Origin of the sequence: Nocardia wallacei (genome assembly GCF_029868745.1) — a bacterium.
Taxonomy (GTDB): domain Bacteria; phylum Actinomycetota; class Actinomycetes; order Mycobacteriales; family Mycobacteriaceae; genus Nocardia; species Nocardia wallacei_B.
The window spans coordinates 1-20059 of record NZ_JARWOP010000155.1 but is presented as its reverse complement, the minus strand read 5'-3'; the positions used below and the strand labels follow the sequence as shown (position 1 = coordinate 20059).

General features: G+C 68.1%; 17 protein-coding genes. 6 read left to right on the top strand and 11 right to left on the bottom strand.

Annotated elements, in window-relative coordinates; translation table 11 throughout:
• The coding region (locus QH470_RS13010) for an ATP-dependent DNA helicase (RefSeq protein ID WP_280272589.1) at positions 1-1089 on the top strand (1089 nt) is incomplete at its 5' end.
• A gap of 171 nt (positions 1090-1260) precedes the next feature.
• Here the strand turns inward: QH470_RS13010 and QH470_RS13005 are convergent.
• Both QH470_RS13005 and QH470_RS13000 read right to left on the bottom strand, forming a co-directional pair.
• Positions 1261-1806: a DoxX family protein gene (locus tag QH470_RS13005; RefSeq protein WP_280272588.1), complete on the bottom strand. Its 546-nt coding sequence runs from the start codon at positions 1804-1806 to the stop codon at positions 1261-1263.
• 117 nt (positions 1807-1923) lie between these two features.
• Complete coding sequence (locus QH470_RS13000; protein WP_280272587.1) at positions 1924-3285, bottom strand: NCS2 family permease; 1362 nt, start codon at positions 3283-3285, stop codon at positions 1924-1926.
• Between the two features lie 267 nt (positions 3286-3552).
• On the opposite strand from QH470_RS13000, the gene QH470_RS38110 reads away from it, so the two are divergent.
• Positions 3553-3846, top strand: coding sequence for an SRPBCC family protein (locus tag QH470_RS38110; protein ID WP_342228438.1), 294 nt, complete (start codon positions 3553-3555; stop codon positions 3844-3846).
• Between the two features lie 51 nt (positions 3847-3897).
• Positions 3898-5607, top strand: a complete 1710-nt coding sequence (locus tag QH470_RS12995; RefSeq protein ID WP_342228437.1) for an AMP-binding protein — start codon at positions 3898-3900, stop codon at positions 5605-5607.
• 115 nt (positions 5608-5722) lie between these two features.
• Here the strand turns inward: QH470_RS12995 and glgP are convergent, their stop codons facing one another.
• From glgP to QH470_RS12970, 5 genes are all read right to left on the bottom strand, one after another.
• The gene (glgP, locus tag QH470_RS12990; RefSeq protein WP_280272586.1) at positions 5723-8308 is read right to left on the bottom strand and encodes an alpha-glucan family phosphorylase; all 2586 of its coding nucleotides are present in this window, start codon (positions 8306-8308) and stop codon (positions 5723-5725) included.
• 222 nt (positions 8309-8530) lie between these two features.
• Positions 8531-9292: a hypothetical protein gene (locus QH470_RS12985; RefSeq protein ID WP_280272585.1), complete on the bottom strand. Its 762-nt coding sequence runs from the start codon at positions 9290-9292 to the stop codon at positions 8531-8533.
• Entirely contained in the window at positions 9292-9621 is a 330-nt protein-coding gene (locus QH470_RS12980) for a helix-turn-helix domain-containing protein (protein ID WP_280272584.1), read from the bottom strand. Before QH470_RS12980 ends, QH470_RS12985 begins: the two co-directional genes overlap by 1 nt.
• A gap of 402 nt (positions 9622-10023) precedes the next feature.
• Positions 10024-12177, bottom strand: coding sequence for a 1,4-alpha-glucan branching protein GlgB (gene glgB, locus QH470_RS12975; RefSeq protein ID WP_280272583.1), 2154 nt, complete (start codon positions 12175-12177; stop codon positions 10024-10026).
• Positions 12178-12184: 7 nt separating this feature from the next.
• On the bottom strand, positions 12185-14188 hold the full coding sequence (locus QH470_RS12970; RefSeq protein ID WP_280272582.1) for an alpha-1,4-glucan--maltose-1-phosphate maltosyltransferase: 2004 nt from the start codon (positions 14186-14188) through the stop codon (positions 12185-12187).
• A 156-nt stretch (positions 14189-14344) separates the two neighbouring features.
• Here QH470_RS12970 and QH470_RS12965 point away from each other — a divergent pair, with 156 nt between their 5' ends.
• A complete protein-coding gene (locus QH470_RS12965) occupies positions 14345-15112 on the top strand; it encodes a dienelactone hydrolase family protein (RefSeq protein WP_280272581.1) in 768 nt (255 codons plus the stop codon).
• Between the two features lie 81 nt (positions 15113-15193).
• Here QH470_RS12965 and QH470_RS12960 read toward each other — a convergent pair whose 3' ends face one another.
• The 4 genes from QH470_RS12960 to QH470_RS12945 form a co-directional block, all read right to left on the bottom strand.
• Positions 15194-15574, bottom strand: coding sequence for an SSI family serine proteinase inhibitor (locus tag QH470_RS12960; RefSeq protein WP_280272580.1), 381 nt, complete (start codon positions 15572-15574; stop codon positions 15194-15196).
• Between the two features lie 121 nt (positions 15575-15695).
• On the bottom strand, positions 15696-16547 hold the full coding sequence (locus QH470_RS12955) for a tetratricopeptide repeat protein (protein WP_280272590.1): 852 nt from the start codon (positions 16545-16547) through the stop codon (positions 15696-15698).
• A gap of 61 nt (positions 16548-16608) precedes the next feature.
• Complete coding sequence (locus QH470_RS12950) at positions 16609-16962, bottom strand: DUF3817 domain-containing protein (protein ID WP_280272579.1); 354 nt, start codon at positions 16960-16962, stop codon at positions 16609-16611.
• Between the two features lie 75 nt (positions 16963-17037).
• Positions 17038-18246 (bottom strand): acetyl-CoA C-acetyltransferase, encoded by a 1209-nt coding sequence (locus QH470_RS12945; protein WP_280272578.1) that lies wholly within the window; start codon positions 18244-18246, stop codon positions 17038-17040.
• A gap of 93 nt (positions 18247-18339) precedes the next feature.
• Between QH470_RS12945 and mce the strand changes: the two genes are divergently transcribed.
• Together mce and QH470_RS12935 are read left to right on the top strand one after the other, a co-directional pair.
• Complete coding sequence (gene mce / locus QH470_RS12940; protein WP_280272577.1) at positions 18340-18810, top strand: methylmalonyl-CoA epimerase; 471 nt, start codon at positions 18340-18342, stop codon at positions 18808-18810.
• Positions 18811-18896: 86 nt separating this feature from the next.
• Positions 18897-19892 carry a coiled-coil domain-containing protein gene (locus QH470_RS12935; RefSeq protein WP_280272576.1) on the top strand — a complete coding sequence of 332 codons (996 nt, stop codon included), beginning with the start codon at positions 18897-18899 and terminating at the stop codon, positions 19890-19892.
• Positions 19893-20059 lie beyond the last annotated feature (167 nt).

Sequence of the window (20059 nt, the reverse complement as noted above, 5' to 3'; positions counted from 1 at the left end):
GCGCCGCGGGGGGGGCCCGCCCCCCACGGGGACCCGGCGCCCGCCGCGCCCCCCAACCCGGCGGGGGCCGCGGTCGAGGAGGTGCACGACACGGCGGTGCGGGCGCTGACGGCGTTCGAGGAGCCCGACCCGGCGGTGCGCCGCGACGTGCTCTGGCTGTCCGCCGACGAGGTGCGCGGCGTCGCGCGGCGCAGCCTGCACATGGCCCCGCTCTCGGTCGGCGGGTTGTTGCGCAGCCGCCTGTTCGGCACCGCCACCATCGTCCTGACCTCAGCGACACTGCAGGTGGGCGGCTCGTTCGACGGGCTGGCCGTCACCTGGGGCCTGCCGCCGCAATCGGCGAACCGGGTCGACGCGGCCCTGGCCAACGGCGCCGAGGCCCCCTCCGACAACGCCGCGGTGCGGTGGAATTCGCTGGACGTCGGCTCCCCGTTCGACCATGCCAAATCCGGAATCCTCTACGTCGCCAAGCATTTACCGCCGCCGGGCCGCGACGGCATGGCCCCGGCCGCCCTGGACGAGATCGAGCGGCTGATCCGCGCCGCCGGCGGCCGCACCCTCGGGCTGTTCTCCTCCATGCGCGCGGCCAAGGCCGCCACCGAGGTGCTGCGCCAGCGACTGGACACGCCGCTGCTGTGCCAGGGCGACGATGCCACCGGCGCCCTGGTCCGCCGCTTCGCCGAGGACGCGGAGACCTCGCTGTTCGGCACGCTGTCGCTGTGGCAGGGCGTCGATGTGCCCGGCCCGTCGCTGAGCCTGGTCATCCTGGACCGCATCCCGTTCCCCCGCCCGGACGATCCGCTGCTGGTGGCCCGGCAGCGCGCGGTGGAATCGCGCGGCGGCAACGGCTTCATGGCGATCGCGGCCAATCACGCCGCACTGCTCCTGGCCCAGGGCACCGGCCGATTGCTGCGCAGCACCGACGACCGCGGCGTGGTCGCGGTGCTGGATTCGCGGCTGGTGACCGCGCGCTACGGCGCCTACCTGCGCGCCTCGCTGCCGCCGTACTGGGAGACCTTCGACCCGGAGGTGGTGGCCAAGGCGCTGCAACGCCTGACCGCGACCGCGCCGACACCGACCGGCGGCTAAACCTCACGCCGGTGTGAATTGACTCTCAGCCCTTGGCCAAACTTCTATGCGGAACTAAATTGGGCACCGGTACTCCGATGAACCCCCAATTCCCACATCGGATGTGCCTGTTGCCCCCGCGCCAAGCCCTGCACACGGTGCGGGGGCCCCACTCTTCCGCCGCGCCAGAGGTCAGAGCGCCCATTTGAGAATCAGGGTGACGACGCCCGCGACGACGGCCAGAACCACCGCGCCGGTGCCCCATACGACACCCTGCCGCTGCCACGGGCGGCCGTAGTCGAGCGAGTAACGGCCCGGTCCGGTGAACGCCAGCGCGGCCGCGGCCACCGCGAACAACAGACCCATCTCGTAGCCCGGCCCCTCGGCGCCACCGAACAGACCGCTGTGCCAGGTCGCGTTGATCGCGTTGATCATGGTGCCGAGCGCGATGGCGGCGGCGAGCGGCGTCAGCAGGCCCAGCACCAGCAGGCCGCCGCCCACCATTTCACTCAGGCCGGCCAGGGTTCCGAAGAACTTGCCGGGGTTGTAACCCATCTGGTCGAAGCCGGATGTGGTGGCGTCCCAACCCATTCCGTCGAACCAGCCGAATAATTTCTGGGCCCCGTGTACGAACAGCAGGCCGCCGAAAAATATCCGCAGGACCAGCAGGCCGATATCGGCGGCGATACCGCCGGTGCGCTGGTCGAGGTCGGTCGAAGCGGTGGTGTGGGCTGTCATGGTCTGTCTCCGAGTCCTCGTTCGTTAGTTTGCGCAAGCAAACCGGACTATGGTCCGGTTTGTTCACGGGACACAACTCTAAGCGGTTCAATCGATATTCCGCGCGACGACGGAACGTTATTCGGCGAGGAAGAAGAAGTACCCGAGGAATACCGCCATGAGCACCCACATCACCCAGTGCACCTCGCGCCCGCGCCCGCGCGCGACCATCACCACCGGGTAGAACAGCAGTCCCATGGCGATGCCGTTGGCGATCGAGTATGTCAGCGGCATCATGACCACCGTGAGGAACGCGGGAATCGCGTATTCCAGCTTGTGCCAGTCGATTTCGCCGAGCGCGCGGGCCATCAGCACCCCGACCACCACGAGCGCCGGCGCGGTCACCGCGGGAGCGCCCGCGACGACGGCGAACAGCGGGAAAAAGAACATCGCGACCAGGAACCACGCCGCCGTCGACACCGCCGTCAGCCCGGTGCGCCCGCCCGCGCTCACGCCCGCGGTGGATTCGACGTACGCGGTGGTGGTCGAGGTGCCGATGATCGCGCCCGCCGTGGTACCCACCGAATCGGCGGCCAACGCCTGCGCCGCCCGCGGCAGCCGACCGTCCGGACCGAGCAGTCCCGCCTGGTTGGCGATGCCGATCAACGTGCCCGAGGCGTCGAAGAAGTCGACGAACAGCATGGTCAGTACGACGATCACCATCTGCCCGGTGAACGCGTCCGGCAGGTGGACGATGGCCTGCCCGAAGGTCTGATCGAGCCCGTGCGGCATGGCGACGACCGAATCCGGCAGCTCCACCAGCCCGCTCACGACACCGACCACGGTGGTCGCGACGATGCCGTACAGCACCGCGCCGTGCCAGCCGAGCACCATGAAGATCACCGTCAGCAGCAGCCCGAACAGCGCCAGCAGCGTACTACCCTTGGTGAAGTCGCCGAGATGCACCAGGGTGGCGTCGCTGGCGACCACGACACCGGCGTTCTTGAGCCCGAGAAAGGCCACGAACATGCCGATGCCCGCGCCGACGGCCAGTTTCATCTGCATCGGGATGGCGTCGATGATCTTCTCGCGGACCTTCGTCACGGCCAGCACGAAGAAGATCACGCCCGACAGGAACGTCCCCGACAACGCCTCCTGCCACGGGATGCCCATGCCGAGCACCACCGAGTACGCGAAGAAGGCATTGAGCCCCATGCCCGGCGCGAGCGCGACCGGGTAGCGCGCCCACAGGCCCATGACCAGCGTGCCGAATACCGCCGCGACGGCGGTGGCGGTGAACACGGCCTGCGTCGGAATGCCGAGCGGACCTAGTTGTCCCTGGTCGCCGAGCACCGACGGATTCACCGCGAGCACATACGACATCGCGAGGAAGGTGACCGTGCCGGCCATGATCTCGCGCTTGTAGGTCGACCCGAGCCGGGTGACCCCGAAGTAGGAGTCGAGGCGACTCTCTGGTCGCGGCTGCACGTCGGTACTCATCGTGATGTCTCCACCTCGGCCGGAGGAACAATGCCCAGGGCACCGTAGCTGCCACGACACACCCGTGCCATTTCAGGAAGGGCTAACCGATAGCAATCCATAGCCGCACCGGTCGGGCGTTACTTGAAGTAACACGCAATCACCGGGCAATTTAACGAAGAGTTCGCCTTCAATATGGGGGTTCTTGACCTGCGATGTGGTGGCCGTTACAAATATGTTATCCGCCGAATCGAGCTGTCGTGGCGGCCGAGCGAGAAGTGCAAGCTGTTGGTTACCGATATCGTCGAAGCGGCCGCGGAGCTGTCCGCCGACCGCCGCGCCCTATGGGATCTGCTCCTCGATCCCGAGACCTATCCTCGGCTGTTCCCCGGCATCGGCGCCTGCGAACAATTCGACACCGACGAGGGGCCCGCGCTGCTGCGGATGCGACTCGGTGGCGACACCGGCGAGATCCGCACCATCGACGTTCACCTGATCCCCGGGCGCACCCACGAATTCCTCGAATTGCAATGTCCCACACAGGGTTGCTTCGCCGCGATCCGGCTGCGCGGCGATCACTAGCAGACCCGCGTCAACGTCACCTTCTTCACCCCGGTCCGCGCGCACCCGCTGGTGGCGACGCTGCCGAACGAGGCCGTGATCGACTGGACGCTGGCCGGGCTGCGGCGGGTGGCCGACGTCGTCACCGGCGCCCCGACCTCGGTCGCGATCAACGGCGAGGACTCCCCCATGCGGTTGCAGGTCGACGTCGCCCGCCAGATGATCTCGACCGGCGTGGTGCGCACCTACCGATTCGACAAGGGCGTGAAACAGCTACGCCGCCTGGCGAGATGGGGTTTCACGCTGGCGGGCGGGTATGCCGCGGCGGCCGCCTACGAACCCCATCGCCCGGCCGTGATCGACGACCGCGGCGTGCGGACCTTCGCCGAGATCCACGCGCGGACACACGCACTGGCGAGTGCGCTCGCCGACCTCGACATTCGCGCGGGTGACGCGATCGGCCTGCTGTCGCGCAATCACGCCGAGATGGTCGAAATCATGGTCGCCGCGGGGAAACTCGGCGTCGACGTGGTCCTGCTCAACACCGGCCTGGCCGCCGGGCGGATCGCCGAGATCGCCGAAAGGCACCAGCTCGCAGCGGTATTCGCCGATCCGGCACTGGCCGACCTGATTCGCTATGTGCCGCCGGAGATCCCGCGCTTCCCCGCCTCGGCGGATCCGGACGAACCCGGCCGCGCCGCCGTCGACGACCTGATCGCCATGGGGCGCGGCAGCTTCGGGAAACCCTCGCGGCCGGGTCGGCTGATCGTGCTGACCTCCGGGACCAGCGGGACGCCCAAGGGCGCGCGCCGCCCGCATCCGAAGGGCTTCGGCACGGTGGCGGCGCTGCTGTCGCGAATCCCGTTGCGGATGAACGAAACCATGCTGATCCCCGCGCCGCTGTTCCACACCTGGGGGCTGGCCGCACTGCAGATCAGCACGCCGATCCGGGCGACGGTGGTGTTGCCGGAGCGCTTCGACGCCGAGGACTGCCTGCGGCTGATCGCCGAGCACCGGGTCACGTCGCTGATCGTGGTGCCCATCATGGTGAACCGAATTCTGGACCTGCCCAGCACCGTTCGCGCCCGCTACGACACCTCGAGCTTGCACGTGGTGGCGAGTTGCGGTGCGCCGCTGTCCGGTGCGGCGGTGCTGCGGTTCGCCGAGGTCTTCGGCGCCACCCTCTACAACGTGTACGGGTCCACCGAGGTGTCCTGGGCGACCATCGCCGACCCCGCCGACCTCCGGCTGTCCCCGACGACCGCCGGGCGGCCGCCACTGGGCACGAAAGTCGCTGTGCTGGGCCCGGATTCCCGGCCGGTGCCGGTCGGCGCGACCGGCCGCATCTTCGTCGGCAACCACATGCTCTTCGACGGCTACACCGACGCGGCGCCGCCCGGCGAGGCCGACGGCATGCTCGACACCGGCGACGTCGGCTACCTCGATGCCACCGGCCGCCTGTTCGTCGCCGGCCGCGACGACGAGATGATCATCTCCGGCGGCGAGAACGTCTTCCCGCGCCCGGTCGAGGAGGCCCTGTCCCACCTCCCGCAGGTGAGCGAGGTGGCGGTGATCGGCGTGCCGGACCACGAATTCGGCCAGCGCCTGGCCGCTTTCGTCGTCAAGCGCGATGATTCCGGCCTGGACCCCGACATGATCCGCACCTATATCCGCAACCGTCTCGGCCGCTTCTCGGTCCCTCGCGACGTCCACTTCCTGGACGCCCTCCCCCGCAACCCGACCGGCAAGATCATGAAACGCGCTCTCGCCCAACCGAGCTGAGCCAGTTCCACGAATCCGAACGGCCCCGGCGGGCAGGCCCGCATGGCGAAGTCGCACACCGTCCGGCTCATGCGAATATCGCAACACTGCCCACGCCGGGCCGACAGCTCCGAGATTACGGGGTCGGTGCGGCGACCAGGCCCAGTTCGGCGTCGCTGGACAGCAGGCGGTGGCGGGGCAGGATGCGGACGGTGTAGCCGACCGCGCCGGAGAGCGGGACCGGGGTGTCCGCGGTGTAGATCTCTACCCCGGAATCGGTTGCGGTGTGGGTCATCTCGATGGACGTGACATCGGAGAGGTCGTCATCGGGCGACACGCGGCCCAGCACTGCCTGCACCACCACGTCCGAAGGCGCCAGGCCCGCCAGATCGATGCGGCCGCGCAACGACAGGTCCGCGCCGATCACCGGTGTATCGGGCAGGCCCGCGCTGTCCACCTGGATCACCTTCACCTGCGGCCACGCCGACTCGACCCGGCGACGGTACTCCGCCAGCTCCCGCGCTCCGGCGAAATCGTCCTGTGCCACAGCGGAATACGAGGCCGCGGCGGGTATGTAGTAATCGACGGCGTAGTCGCGCACCATGCGCGAGGCCAGCACCTGCGGACCGAGCGTCTGCAGGGTGTGCCGGACCATCTCCATCCAGCGCACCGGCAGGCCGTCGCCGTCGCGATCGTAGAACCGCGGCAGCACGGCGCGATCCAGCGTCTCGTACAGGGCGGCGGCCTCGAGATCGTCGCGACGGTGGTCGTCGCGGACACCGTCGGCGGTGGGAATGGCCCAGCCGTTCTCGCCGTCGTACATCTCGTCCCACCAGCCGTCGCGGATCGACAGATTCAGCGAGCCGTTGAGCGCGGCCTTCATGCCCGAGGTGCCGCACGCCTCCAGCGGGCGCAGCGGATTGTTCAGCCACACATCGCATCCCCAGTACAGGTAGCGGGCCATCGACATGTCGTAGTCGGGCAGGAAGACGATGCGATGCCGCACCGCCGGATCGTCGGCGAAGCGCACCACCTGCTGGATCAGCGCCTTGCCGCCGTCGTCGGCCGGGTGACTCTTGCCCGCCACCACCAACTGCACCGGGCGCTCCGGATCCAGCAGCAGCGACCGCAGCCGTTCCGGGTCGCGCAGCATCAGCGTCAGCCGCTTGTAGGTCGGCACCCGGCGCGCGAAGCCGACGGTGAGCACATTCGGATCGAAAACGTCGTCCACCCAGGTCAATTCGGCGGGAGCGGCGCCGCGCTCCAGCCACGATGCGTGCACCCGTCGGCGCACCTCGGCAACCAGCTTGCCGCGCAGGGTGTTTCGGGTCGACCACAGTTCGCGCAGATCGATGTCGCGCAACCGCTCCCAGCCGCGCGCCTCCTCCACCAGTTCGGGTCCGACGAATTCCCGGGCCTTCTCGATCCACTCCCGCGCCGCCCAGGTCGGGGCGTGCACGCCGTTGGTGACCGAGCCGATGGGCACCTCGGCGGCATCGAAACCGGGCCACAGCGACGCGAACATGGCGCGGCTGACCTCGCCGTGCAACCGCGATACGCCGTTGGCGCGCTGGGCCAGCCGCAGTCCGAGGTGGGCCATGTTGAACACCGACGGATCGGCCTCCCGGCCCAGCGCCACGATGCGGTCCACGGAAACCCCTGGCAGCAGCGGAGATTCGCGCTCGCCGTGCGCTCCGCCGAAGTAGCGCCGCACCAGGGCGCCGGCGAACCGGTCGATACCCGCGGGCACCGGGGTGTGCGTGGTGAATACTGTGCCCGCCCGGACCGCGGTCAGGGCGGCGTCGAAATCCATTCCGGCGGTCATGAATTCGCGGATCCGCTCGATGCCCAGGAAACCGGCGTGGCCCTCGTTCATGTGGAAGACATCCGGGTCGGGCAGCCTGTGGGCATGGGTGTAGGCGCGCACCGCCCGCACGCCGCCGATGCCCGCCAGGATCTCCTGCTTGATGCGGTGATCCTGATCGCCACCGTAGAGGCGATCGGTCACCGACCGCAGCTCCGGATCGTTGTCGGCGATATCGGAATCCAGCAGCAGCAACGGAATCCGGCCGACCTGCGCGATCCACACCCGCGCCCGCAGCACCCGTCCCTCCGGCATCGGCACGTGCACGAGCACCGGCGCACCCGATTCGGTGAGCAACCGCAGCGGCAGGCCCTGCGGATCCAGATCCGGGTAACGCTCGGCCTGCCAGCCGTCGGCGGTCAGGGATTGGCGGAAATATCCGGACCGGTACAGCAGTCCGACGCCGATGAGCGGCAGCCCCAGATCGGACGCGGCCTTCAGATGGTCGCCCGCGAGAATCCCGAGCCCACCCGAATAGTTCGGCAGCACCTCGGTCACGCCGAACTCCATCGAGAAGTAGGCGATGGCCCGCGGCAGCTGCTCGGCACGGTCCCCGTCCGACTGCCGATCGAACCAGCTCGGCCGCTCCAGATAATCCCGCAAATCGGCCGCGGCACCATCCACCGCACGGGTGTACGCGGCATCCGCAGCCAACTCGTCGAGACGCGCCGCCGGCACCTCCCCCAACATCCGCACCGGATCCCGCCCAACTTCCACCCACAGCCCCGGATCCAACTCCGCAAACAGATCCTGCGTCGGCCCATGCCACGACCACCGCAGATTCGTAGCGAGTTCAGCGAGCGCCGACAGCCGCTCGGGCAGATGGGCACGGACCGTGAACCGACGCAATGCCTTCATGCGGTAGAACCTACATGACCCTATGCGACCGAACATGGCTATATAGACCCTTTGACCAGGTAGTTATCCGGCCACGTTGTCAGAGCCAGGTCTGGCCGGATCTCATCGAAGCACGCACGAGCGCATCCAATTCGGACACGAAAACCGCCGCGGAGACGGGCACGTGGCCCAACTCGGCAAATGTTCAGCACCACGCCGGAGACAGATCAGGCGTCGGTCAGCTCAGCCCTGATACGTATCGCGGAATGCCTCACGCACTACGGCCGCGTCCGGAGCGCCCCGCCCCTCGATCCCCGAGACGACCTCGGACACACGCCAGTAGTTCGACGGCACCAGACGCCCGGACGCAACCGCGGTGAGAGCCGCGTCCGCCGCTTCCTCGGCTTTATCGGCCGCCACCAGAGCCAGACCCAGGTCCAGGTTCGCCGAAGCAATCCGGCGCGGCCGGGCAGACTCGGCGGTCCTCAGATCGGCCAGAACATGACGCGCGTAGGACTCGGCCGCTGGGTCACCGAGCCATGACAACGTGGTAGCTACATAGGCGTCCGACTTGGCCGGGTCGTACCGGAAATGGTGTTCTGGCCTGTCGGGTGTGCTCAGCCCGGACACCAAGCGCGCGACCTTGCGCAGAGCCCCGTAGGTGCCCTCACTATTCCCGAGTCGTGCCAGGGCACGCCCTTCCTGTGCCGTTGCTTGGATGAACGCTGAACTGTCCTCAGGTGCGATCGCCTGTGCGGCACGGGACAATTCAGCGGCAGCGACATAGTTTCCAGCCGTAAGCCGTTCCCACGCACGGGTTTCCAGACACCAGCCGGAAATCTCTCGGTGTTCGGCTTCCAGTGCAGCTTGCCATGCGGCATGTCCCCTTGCCGCTGCGTCCGGCAGTTCTCCCAAGTCGACATGGCAAGTACTAGCCAACAGATTCAGCCATCCGACAATGACAATCAGCCGCCGATGCTGGTTCAGCGTCTTCTTGGCGTCCATCAGCTTCGCGGCGAACCCGAGATGGTGACGAATGCGGGTGAGGAGTTCCCGGCCGGTGTCGTCAGGTATGCCGACGCCAGATCGTCCACAGCCAGCTCGAGCCGGTCGAGAGTTTCCCCGCCGATATCCGATGCAGCGATACGAAGCACCCAGTCGACGCGATCTACTCCACAAATCCGCTCATACCAGTCGATCACCTCCGTGGTAGGAGTCCGTACGCCCGTCTCGTAGTGCCCGAGTGCGGCTTTCGAGTACGGCACTTGCCGCGCCATCTCGGAAAGCGACAGTCCGGCCGCCTCCCGAGCGGCGCGTAGAGCGGTGTGATCCACACCCCAATCGTAGACAGGCTGTAGACGCTGAGGCGGGTTCTTCCTGCGCAGTCCCACAGGGAGGCACCGACGATGCGATTCCGGCCAACTGCGTTCGCGTGGATCGACTTGGAGGTGTCTACCGCGCCCGCGTGGGATCGTGCGCAGGTTCAGCGGCTCGCACGCTCGCTGGGCTTCGTTCTTCTCTGGCCCGAACCCTCGCTGATTCCGCTCGCTGACCAAGTCGCGGAGGCTGACGTAGACGCACTGATCACTCCATCACCTACGCATCTCTCCGCGCTCACGCTGAACGCGCTCATGAGGTTCACTGATGTCGAAACCGTTTCTCCCCGTCTGAGTTTCGCACGATGGTCGTTTGGAAAGCGACTGGTATGACCGGCGTATCTGCGCGTTTGCGCACGCTCAGTCCGGCGCCAGCCACACCGCGCTGTTGGGCGCCAGCGTGACGGCCGCGGAGAACGGGCGGCCGTGCCATGGTTCCGCGACCGATCGCACGCCGCCGAGGTTGCCCACGCCGCTACCGGCGTAGTCGGCGGCGTCGGTGTTGAGGATCTCGCGCCAGTGGCCGGCGGACGGGAGGCCGATGCGGTAGTCGCGGTGTTGGGTGCCGGAGAAGTTGTAGACGCAGGCCACCAGCGAGTTGTCGGAGCCGTAGCGGAGGAAGGCGACGACGTTGCCGGCGCGGTCGTCGGCGTCGATCCAGGCGTAGCCGCCTGGTGAGGCGTCCTGCGACCACAGCGCCGGGTGGGCGCGATAGGCCGCGTTGAGGTCGCGGACGAGCCGCCGGATGCCGTCGTGGAGCGGATTCTCCAGCTCCTGCCAGTCCAGTCCACGATCGTGCGACCACTCCCGGAACTGGCCGAAGTCCTGGCCCATGAACAGCAGTTGCTTGCCCGGATGGGCCCATTGATAGGCCAGCAGCGTGCGCACCCCGCAGGCCTTCACCCAGTCGTCGCCGGGCATCCGGGTCCACAGCGTGCCCTTGCCGTGCACCACTTCGTCGTGGCTGATCGGCAGCACATAGTTCTCGCTCCACGCGTACACCGTCGAGAAGGTGATCTCGTTGTGGTGCCAGCTGCGGTGGATCTGGTCGCGGCCCAGGTAGCCCAGGGTGTCGTGCATCCAGCCCATGTTCCACTTCATGGTGAAACCCAGGCCGCCGACATCGGTGGACCGGGTCACGCCCGGCCAGGTGGTGGATTCCTCGGCTATGGTGACCACGCCCGGATGATGCTTGTGCACCATCGCGTTCATCTCCTGCAGGAAAGCCACGGCCTCCAGATTCTCGCGCCCGCCATGGATATTCGGCTCCCAGCCGCCCTCCGGCCGCGAGTAGTCCAGGTACAGCATCGAGGCCACGGCGTCGACGCGCAGCCCGTCGATGTGGAACTCCTCGATCCAGTAGCGGGCGTTGGCGACCAGGAAGTTCCGCACCTCGTTCCGGCCGAAGTCGAAAACGTAGGTGCCCCAGTCCAATTGCTCACCGCGCCGGGGATCGGGATGCTCGTAGAGCGCGGTGCCGCCGAAACGTCCCAGCGCCCATTCGTCGCGCGGGAAGTGCGCGGGCACCCAGTCCAGCAGGACGCCGATGCCCGCGGCGTGCAGGTGATCCACGAACGCCCGGAAATCGTCGGGAGTGCCGAAGCGGGCCGTCGGCGCGTAGTAGGAAGTGACCTGATAACCCCATGAGCCGCCGAACGGATGTTCCGCGACGGGCAACAGCTCGACATGCGTATAGCCCTGCGCCAGAACGTATTCGGCGAGTTGCGCGGCCGCCTCGCGATAGTCGAGCCCCGGCCGCCACGAGCCGAGATGCACCTCGTAGACGCTCATCGGCGACCGCACGGGGTCCGTGCGGGTACGTGTCGCGATCCAATCGTCGTCGCACCAGGTGTAGCGGCTCTCGGTGACCACCGACGCGGTCGCCGGGGGCACCTCCGTAGCGAACGCCATGGGATCGGCGTGATCGACCGTGCGACCGTCCGCGCCGTGCACCCGGAACTTGTACTTCGCCCCCACGCCGACCCCCGGCACGAACAGTTCCCACACCCCGGAACCGCCCAATTGCCGCATGGGCGCGGTGTTTCCGCTCCACCCGTCGAAGTCGCCGATCACCGCGACCCCACGGGCATTGGGCGCCCACACCGCGAACGACGTCCCCGTCACCTCGCCGTCGAGCGTGGTGTAGCGGCGCGGATGCGCGCCCAGCACCTCCCACAGCCGACCGTGGTTGCCCTCGCCGATCAGGTGCAGGTCGAGTTCGCCGACCGTCGGCAGGAACCGATAACCGTCCGCGTCGAGAACGGTGCGGCTGCCCGGATACGACACCAATAGCCGGTAGTCCCAGAGGTCCGGGAAGGGCACGACGCCTTCGAACACACCGTGCTCCACGTGGGCCAGCGGATAGTCCGTGTCGCCGATCCGCGCCGCCACCGAATTCGCGTGCGGGCGAAGGGCTCTGATCACCGTACCGGTCGGATGCGGATGCGCGCCGAGCACCGTGTGCGGATCACGGTGAGTACCCGCAACCAGCAGCAGCAGATCGCGACGGTTCATCGGCGCCTCACCGGAACGACCTCCGATAGGCCAATTCCGTGCGCGCCGCCGCCGACACCGGCGGCAGCGTGAGGATGTGGGCGACCGCGCGCACCGGATCCAGCCGCACGTAATTGGTTTGGCCCCAGTGGTATTCCTCGCCACTCACCTCGTCGAACACCACCGGATGGTCGTGCCATTCGCGGCCGATCGCCGGCATGTCCAGCGAGATCATGCCGTCCTCTGCGCCGAACGGGTCGAGGTTCACCACCACCAGCACGGCGTCGCCGGTGCCGGGATCCACCTTCGAGTACGCCAGCAGGGCGTCGTTGTCGATGTGGTGAAAGGTGATGCAGCGCAACTGCTGTAAGGCCGGGTGGGCGCGGCGGATCTCGTTGAGCCGGGTCAGCCACGGCTCCAGCGACTCGCCACGAGCGACCGCCTCGGTGAAGGGGCGCGGGCGCAGCTGGTATTTCTCCGAGTCCAGATACTCCTCGCTGCCCGGCCGCACCGCCTGATGCTCGAACAGCTCGAATCCGGAGTACACCCCCCACGCCGGGGCCAGCGTCGCCGCCAGCACCGCGCGGATCGCGAACATGCCCGGACCGCCGTGCTGCAGGCTCTCGTGCAGGATGTCGGGAGTATTGACGAACAGGTTGGGCCGCGCCTCGTCGGCCTTCGCGGCCAGCTCGAGCCCGAACTCGGCCAGCTCGTGTTTGCCTGTGCGCCAAGTGAAATAGGTGTAGGACTGGGCGAAGCCGCGCCGCGCCAGCCCATACAGCCGGGCGGGGCGGGTGAACGCCTCGGACAGGAACAACACGTCCGGATCGGTCCGGCGGACCTGCGCGAGCAGCCACTCCCAGAAGTCGGCGGGCTTGGTGTGCGGATTGTCGACCCGGAATATGGTGATGCCCAACGAGGTCCAGTACCGCACCACCCGCAGCACCTCGGCGTAGAGCCCGTCCGGATCGTTGTCGAAATCGATCGGATAGATGTCCTGGTACTTCTTGGGCGGGTTCTCGGCGTAGGCGATGGTGCCGTCCGGCAGCGTGGTGAACCACTCCGGATGCTCGCGGACCCACGGATGGTCGGGGGCGCATTGCAACGCCAGGTCCAGCGCCACCTCCAGGCCGAGTTGCCGTGCGGCGCCGACGAATTCGACGAAATCCGCCTCGGTGCCGAGCAGCGGATGGAAGGCGTCGTGACCGCCCTCGTCCGAGCCGATCGCCCACGGGGAGCCCACATCGCCGGGCTCGGCGGTCAGGGAGTTGTTGCGGCCCTTGCGATTCACCTTGCCGATCGGATGCACCGGCGGCAGATACACCACGTCGAAACCCATTGCGGCGATGCGCGGCAGCTCTTTCGCTGCGGTGGCGAAGGTGCCGTGCACCGGGTTGCCGTCGACATCCCAGCCGCCGGTCGAGCGGGGGAAGAACTCATACCACGAGCCGTACAGCGCCTGACGGCGCTCCACCAGCACCGTGTGCTGCGGGCCGCGCGTCACCAGATCACGCAACGGATTCGCGCGCAGGATCTCGCCGACCTCCGCACCGAACGCCGACGCCACCCGGGCGGGCAACTGCCCCTCCCCGCGCAGCGCGGCCGCGGCCGCCCGCAACCGCTCCCACTGCCGCTTCGGCACCTGCTGTGCCGCGCGGTCCAGCAGTCGCGCACCGAGTTCGAGATCGTTGGCGAGGTCGGCGGCACTCTGGCCGACGGCGAGCTTGGCCTCCACGGCCGCCCGCCACGTCGCGATCGGATCGCCCCAGCCCTCGATGCGGTAGGTCCATGTCCCCGGCTCGTTCGGGGTGAACACGGCATTGAACACATCGGGCTCGTAGTCCGGCGACATGCGAATCCGGCGGGCGCGCGAGGCGCCGGGCGGGCGCACGGCCAGCGTCGCGCCGACCACGCCGTGGCCCTCGCGCCACACCACGGCCCGCACCGGGAACACCTCGCCCACCACGGCTTTGGCCGGGCGGCCACCGGGTATGGCCGGAGCGGTGTCATCGATGGCGATGCGACCCGTCACGAGACCAACCGTACCGGGCATTGTCCGCATGATCATGAAATGCCGCCGCCGGGGCCTGTACCCGGGCCGGGACGGCATGGCAGGCTGGTGGCCGACCCCGAAGCGGAGACATTCTCCGCTCCGGTCGGTCCGCCGATACTCCAGGAGGGATCACTCATGACCGCAGTGCAAGGCCTGTCCGTCGATGTCCCGACGCCCGGCGGCGTCGCCGACTCCTATCTGGCCGCCCCCGCCGACGGCGCGCCACATCCGGGCGTGCTGCTGTACATGGACGCCTTCGGACTGCGGCCGAGCCTGCGAGCCATGGCCGACCGCATCGCCGCACACGGATATACGGTGCTCGCCCCCAATGTGTTCTACCGGCACGGCCGGGCGCCGGTGGTCGAGCTGCCCGATTTCATCGACCCGGGACAGCGGCCGGACATCTTTCAGCGGTTGCTGCCGATGATCCAGGAACTCACGCCGGAAATCACGGCCGCCGACGCCGCCGCGTATCTCGAGTGGCTGGCGGCGCACGACCGCACGGCCGCCGGTCCCGTAGGCCTCACCGGCTACTGCATGGGCGCCCGGTTGGTCGTGTACACCGCCGCCGCCTTCCCGGATCGCGTGGCGGCGGCCGCCGGATTCCACGGCGGCGGCCTGGTCACCGACACCCCCGACAGCCCGCACCACGCCCTCGAAAACGTCACGGCGGAACTGTATTTCGGGCACGCGGACAACGACCGGTCCATGACGGCGGAGCAGATCGAACGCCTCGAGAAGACCCTCACCGACGCGGGTATCCGCTACCGCAGCGAGACCTACCCGGGCGCCCACCACGGCTACACCCAAACCGACACCGCCGCCTACAACGAACAAGCCGCCGAACGCCACTGGCACGAACTATTGGCCCTACTCGACCGCAACCTCACCCCGGCCCGCTGATCCCAGCAGGCCCCGCCAGATCGTTTCCACGGCCCGCGGCTGACACGGCGGCCCCGGCCATTGCTCGGGGGTTCGGGTGAATCAGAATGCCCAGAGGGTGGGGAGGTCTGGGATCAGGCAGCCGTAGGTGCGTTCTACTGAGATGGGGGTGCCGTGGAGGGTGCCCTCCGCCCGGTACACCACGGGGTGATAGCGGAAGCAGCGGACGCCCGGATCTTCCTCGGGGAGGGTGAGTTCGCCGAGCGGGGCGAGGAAACCGCAGGCTGTGGCCGCGGCTGGGTGCGAGCCGCCGACCGGATCGCAGGTCAGTGTGACCGTCCGGGTCGGCTGATCGGAGTCCTCGCGGGTGAGCACGAGCCGCGTGACGGGCTCCTCCGCCACGGCGCTGCCCGCGGAAAGCAGGACCGCCGCGGCGGCGACGGTCCCTGCCGCGATCCGAGCGGCCTTCCTGGCAATACCCATCTGTTCGCCTCTCCCCCGACCCGGTTCATGCCCGGGCACACCGAATGGTAGCCCGGGCCCGGTTGCTCAGCGCACCCCCAAGCTCCGCACTCGGCAGGCCGAGGGCCGCCCGGCCGCCCCCTTAGTACAGCGCGGTGGCCAGCTTGCGGCGCGCGGCGACCACTACCGGATCGGCCGTGTCGTACAGCTCGAACAGCTCCACCAGGCGGGTGCGCACGCGGTTGCGGTCGTCGCCCGCGGTGCGCTTGATCAGAGTGATGAGGCGGGTGAAGGCGGCCTCGGGCTGCTGGTTGAAGCACTCCATATCGGCGGCGGCGAAAGCGGCATCGATATCGTCCGGAGCGGCGTCGGCGCGCGCGATCGCGTCCGCGGGCAGGCCCTGCGCCCGGCCGAAGAAGCGCACCTGACGCAGAGCGGCCTTGGCCTCGGCATTGGCCGGCTCCTCGGCGAGGATCTTCTCGTAGGCGGCCTCGGCGCCGGCGATGTCGCCGCGGTCGAGCGCCTCCTCGGCGGCGGTGAAGCGGGGGTCCTCCGGCACGGCCGGAGCCTCTTCACCCTCGACACCACCTTCGAGCTTCCCGCGCACCGCGTCGACCACGGCCGCCAGCCACTGCTTCACCTGTGGCTCGGGTTGAGCGCCTTGGAAATCGGCGAGCGGCTGGCCCCCGGCCACCGCGATGACGGTCGGGATGCCCTGCACCCCGAGCGCCTGCGCGATGCGCATATTCGGCTCGGCCTCGACGGTGGCCAGGTCCCAACCGCCATCGTCCTCACCCACCAGGCGCTCGAACAGCTTCACCAGCTCCACACTGCCGGGACTGCGCTGCGAGTACAGGACGATGACCACCGGAACCTGCATCGATCGACGCAGCACCTTGGTCTCGAAATCGGCCTCGGTGACCGCGTGACCGGTCGGCGCATCCGCGGCGGCGGCCGGCTGTTTCAGGCTGGACAGATCCACCGCACCGGACATAGCAGCGGCGACGGCGGGCGAAGGACGACGTGCAGCAGGTCGAGTCACGGTTTCCAGTTTGTCACGAACGGGCAGCGGCAGGTGCCGCGGCCGTGCTCAGTTCGCCCAATTGCCCGCTCCGAATCGCCCACCGCTCGAACCATGCCGAGGTGAACGGGACGACCGAGGACAGCAGACCGAGGAGCAGGGTCTTACCCGGCCACTCGAACTCCCGGGAGGCCAGGAAAACATTCAGCACGAACAGCAGGAAGAGGAGGCCGTGCAGCATGCCGAACACCATCACCGGCCAGGTGATGGGTTCCGGCAGGCGCTTGAGCACGGAACCGGTGAGGAGCAGCGCCCATGAGAATGCTTCCAGCGTGCCGAACAAACGCACGCGCTTGGCTACGGTGCTCACATCGAAGAATTCGCCCATGGGGTTATTGTGCCCAACGGCTGCATGGCTACGACAGCGGGTAGTTGGTGTGGGATGCGCCACACGGGGGTGGGTTTACACCCGGATGAGGAGGGCGTCGCCTTGGCCTCCGCCGCCGCAGAGGGCGGCTGCGCCGATGCCTCCGCCTCGGCGCTTCAGTTCGAGGGCCAGGTGTAGGACTATGCGGGCGCCGGACATGCCCAGGGGGTGGCCGATGGCGATGGCGCCGCCGTTGACGTTCACCTTGTCGGGGGAGATCCCCAGCTGGCGGGTGGAGGCTATGCCTACCGCGGCGAAGGCCTCGTTGATTTCCACCACGTCCAGGTCGGTGGGCGAAATACCTTCTTTCGCACAGGCTTTGGCGATGGCGTTGGCCGGTTGCTGCTGCAGGGTGGAGTCGGGGCCTGCTACTACGCCCGCGGCGCCGATTTCGGCGATCCAGCTCAGGCCGAGTTCCTCCGCCTTGGCCTTGCTCATCACGACTACCGCGGCGGCGCCGTCGGAGATCTGCGAGGCCGAGCCGGCGGTGATGGTGCCGTCCTTGCGGAACGCGGGGCGCAGCTTGCCGAGCGATTCCACCGTGGTGTCGGCGCGGATGCCCTCGTCCTCGGATACCAGGACCGGGTCGCTCTTGCGTTGCGGCACCGCTACCGGCACCACCTCGTCCTCGAACAGGCCGTTCTTCCAAGCCGCGGCGGCCTTCTGGTGCGACGCGGCGGCGAAGGCGTCCTGATCCTCGCGGCTGATGTGGTCTGTGTCCGTTCCCACCCTGCTCCCGCCCGCGTCGTTGCGGGTCTCGGTCAGCGCGCCCATGGCCTGATCGGTGAAGATGTCGTGCAGGCCGTCGAAGGCCATGTGGTCGCGCAGCGTCACGTCGCCGTACTTGAAGCCCTCGCGGCTCTTCTCCAGCAGGTGCGGCGCCCGGCTCATCGACTCCTGGCCGCCGGCCACGACGATCTCGTACTCGCCGGCGCGAATCAGCTGGTCCGCCAAGGCAATTGCGTTGATGCCGGACAGGCACACCTTGTTCAGCGTCAGCGCGGGCACATCCATCGGGATGCCACCGGCGACCGCGGCCTGCCGGGCCGGGATCTGCCCCGCACCGGCGGTGAGCACCTGGCCCATGATCACGTAATCGACCTGGTCGGGCCGCACGCCGCTCTTCTCCAGCGCCGCCTTGATCGCGAAACCGCCCAGATCCGAACCGCTGAAGCCCTTCAGGCCACCCAGCAGCCGGCCGACCGGAGTACGCGCGCCGGAGACGATGACGGAGGTGGTAGTCACGATGTACCTCGCTTCGTAAGTGAGAACGCCGTACTCCACGGTAACCGGTGCCGTCCCGGCAGCACCATGCAGGTCCGCGCTACCGTTCGAAGGGTGAGTACTACCGATACGCCCGAATTCATCCCCGCCGATTACGTCATCGCCGTAGACCACGTCGGCGTCGCCGTTCCCGACCTGGACACCGCCGTCGAGTGGTACTCCGAACATCTCGGAATGGTCGAAACCCACCGCGAGGTCAATGAGGCCCAAGGGGTACACGAGGCGATGCTGTCGCTGCCCGGCGCCGGTGACGACTCGACTGCTCTGCAGTTGCTGGCCCCGGTCGACGAGACGTCCACGATCGCCAAGTTCATCGATCGCAACGGCCCCGGACTCCAGCAACTCGCGTATCGCGTCACCGACATCGAGGCCGTGGCTACTTTCCTGCGCTCGCGAGGTCTGCGTTTGCTGTACGACGCGCCTCGCCGCGGAACCGCCGATTCCCGGATAAACTTCGTACACCCGAAGGATGCTGGAGGTGTGCTCATCGAGCTCGTCGAGCCGGCGCCGAATCCTACTCACTAGTATCGGATTCCGACCGGGGAAACTTGTCGTAACGACATTCGCGGTCGGCTCACCATCGTGGGCCGACAGGCTGTAGTTTGTGGGGCATGTCGTCCACTGAGCCCGATCGCAATCGCTTCGTCGCGTTGCCGTTTACCGTAGTCCGAAAGGGCTACGACCGCGATGAGGTGCGCAATTACTTTGACCGATTCGATGCTGAACTAAGGGTCACCGCCACAGATCGCGACGCCGCCGCAGCCCAGGCCCGAAATCTCGCCGCCCAGCTGGAGGACGCGCGCGACGAAATCGATGAGCTGCGTAAGGAAGTCGACCGGTTGTCGGTGCCCCCGACCACCGCCGAGGGCATGAGCGATCGCATCTCGCGCATGCTCCGCCTCGCTTCCGACGAGGCCTCCGAGGTCCGCGCCCAGGCGCAGGCCGAGGCCGCCGAGATGATCTCGATCGCCGAGCAGCAGGCCACCGAGATGCGTGGCAAGTACGAGTCGCTGCTCGCCGAGACCAAGGAGAAGCGCGAAGCGCTCGAGGTCGAGTTCGAGCAGACCCTCGCCAACGCGCGCTCGGAGTCCAAGAAGATCCTCGAGGCCGCCAACGCCGAGGCCGAGCGGATCACCAAGGAGGCCGAGGCCAAGCGCAAGGCCGCCCAGCAGGACTTCGAGGTCACCATGGCGGAGCGGCGCACCAAGCTCACCCGCGCCATGGAGGAGCTCGAGGCCAGCAGCCGCTCCGAGGCCGCCCAGCGCATCAAGGACGCGACCGACGAGTCGAACCGTCTGGTCACCTCCGCCACCCAGCAGGCCGATCGCAAGATCGCCCACGCCAAGGAGCTGGCCGAGGAAATGCGCGTCCTGCGCGGCCGAGTCCTGGCCCAGCTCTTGGGAATTCGCGGCCAGCTCGATTCCGTCCCGGCCATGCTCGCCGCAGTCAACCGCGAGAGCGAGCTGCTCGACGGCGCTCCGGAGCAGCGTTCGCTGTCCGGCAAGCAGTCGGGTTCCGGACGCCAGAAGGCCATCCCCGAGGTCAAGACCGAGGAGAACGAGCTCGTCGACGACGAAGAGCGCGAGAACGCAGAAGTCTCGAGCTGACGCCGATCCTGCCGGGCGACACTACATCGACCGTCCGAAGGGGGGCGCCCCCCGCGGGGGGGGGGGGGGGGTTGTTTTTTTTGTGGTGTTTTTTTGTACGCCGCCCGGCAGCCGGGGGGGTAGGTGGCGGAGGGTAGAGGGGGTGTGGGGGTGGTGGGGGGGGGGGG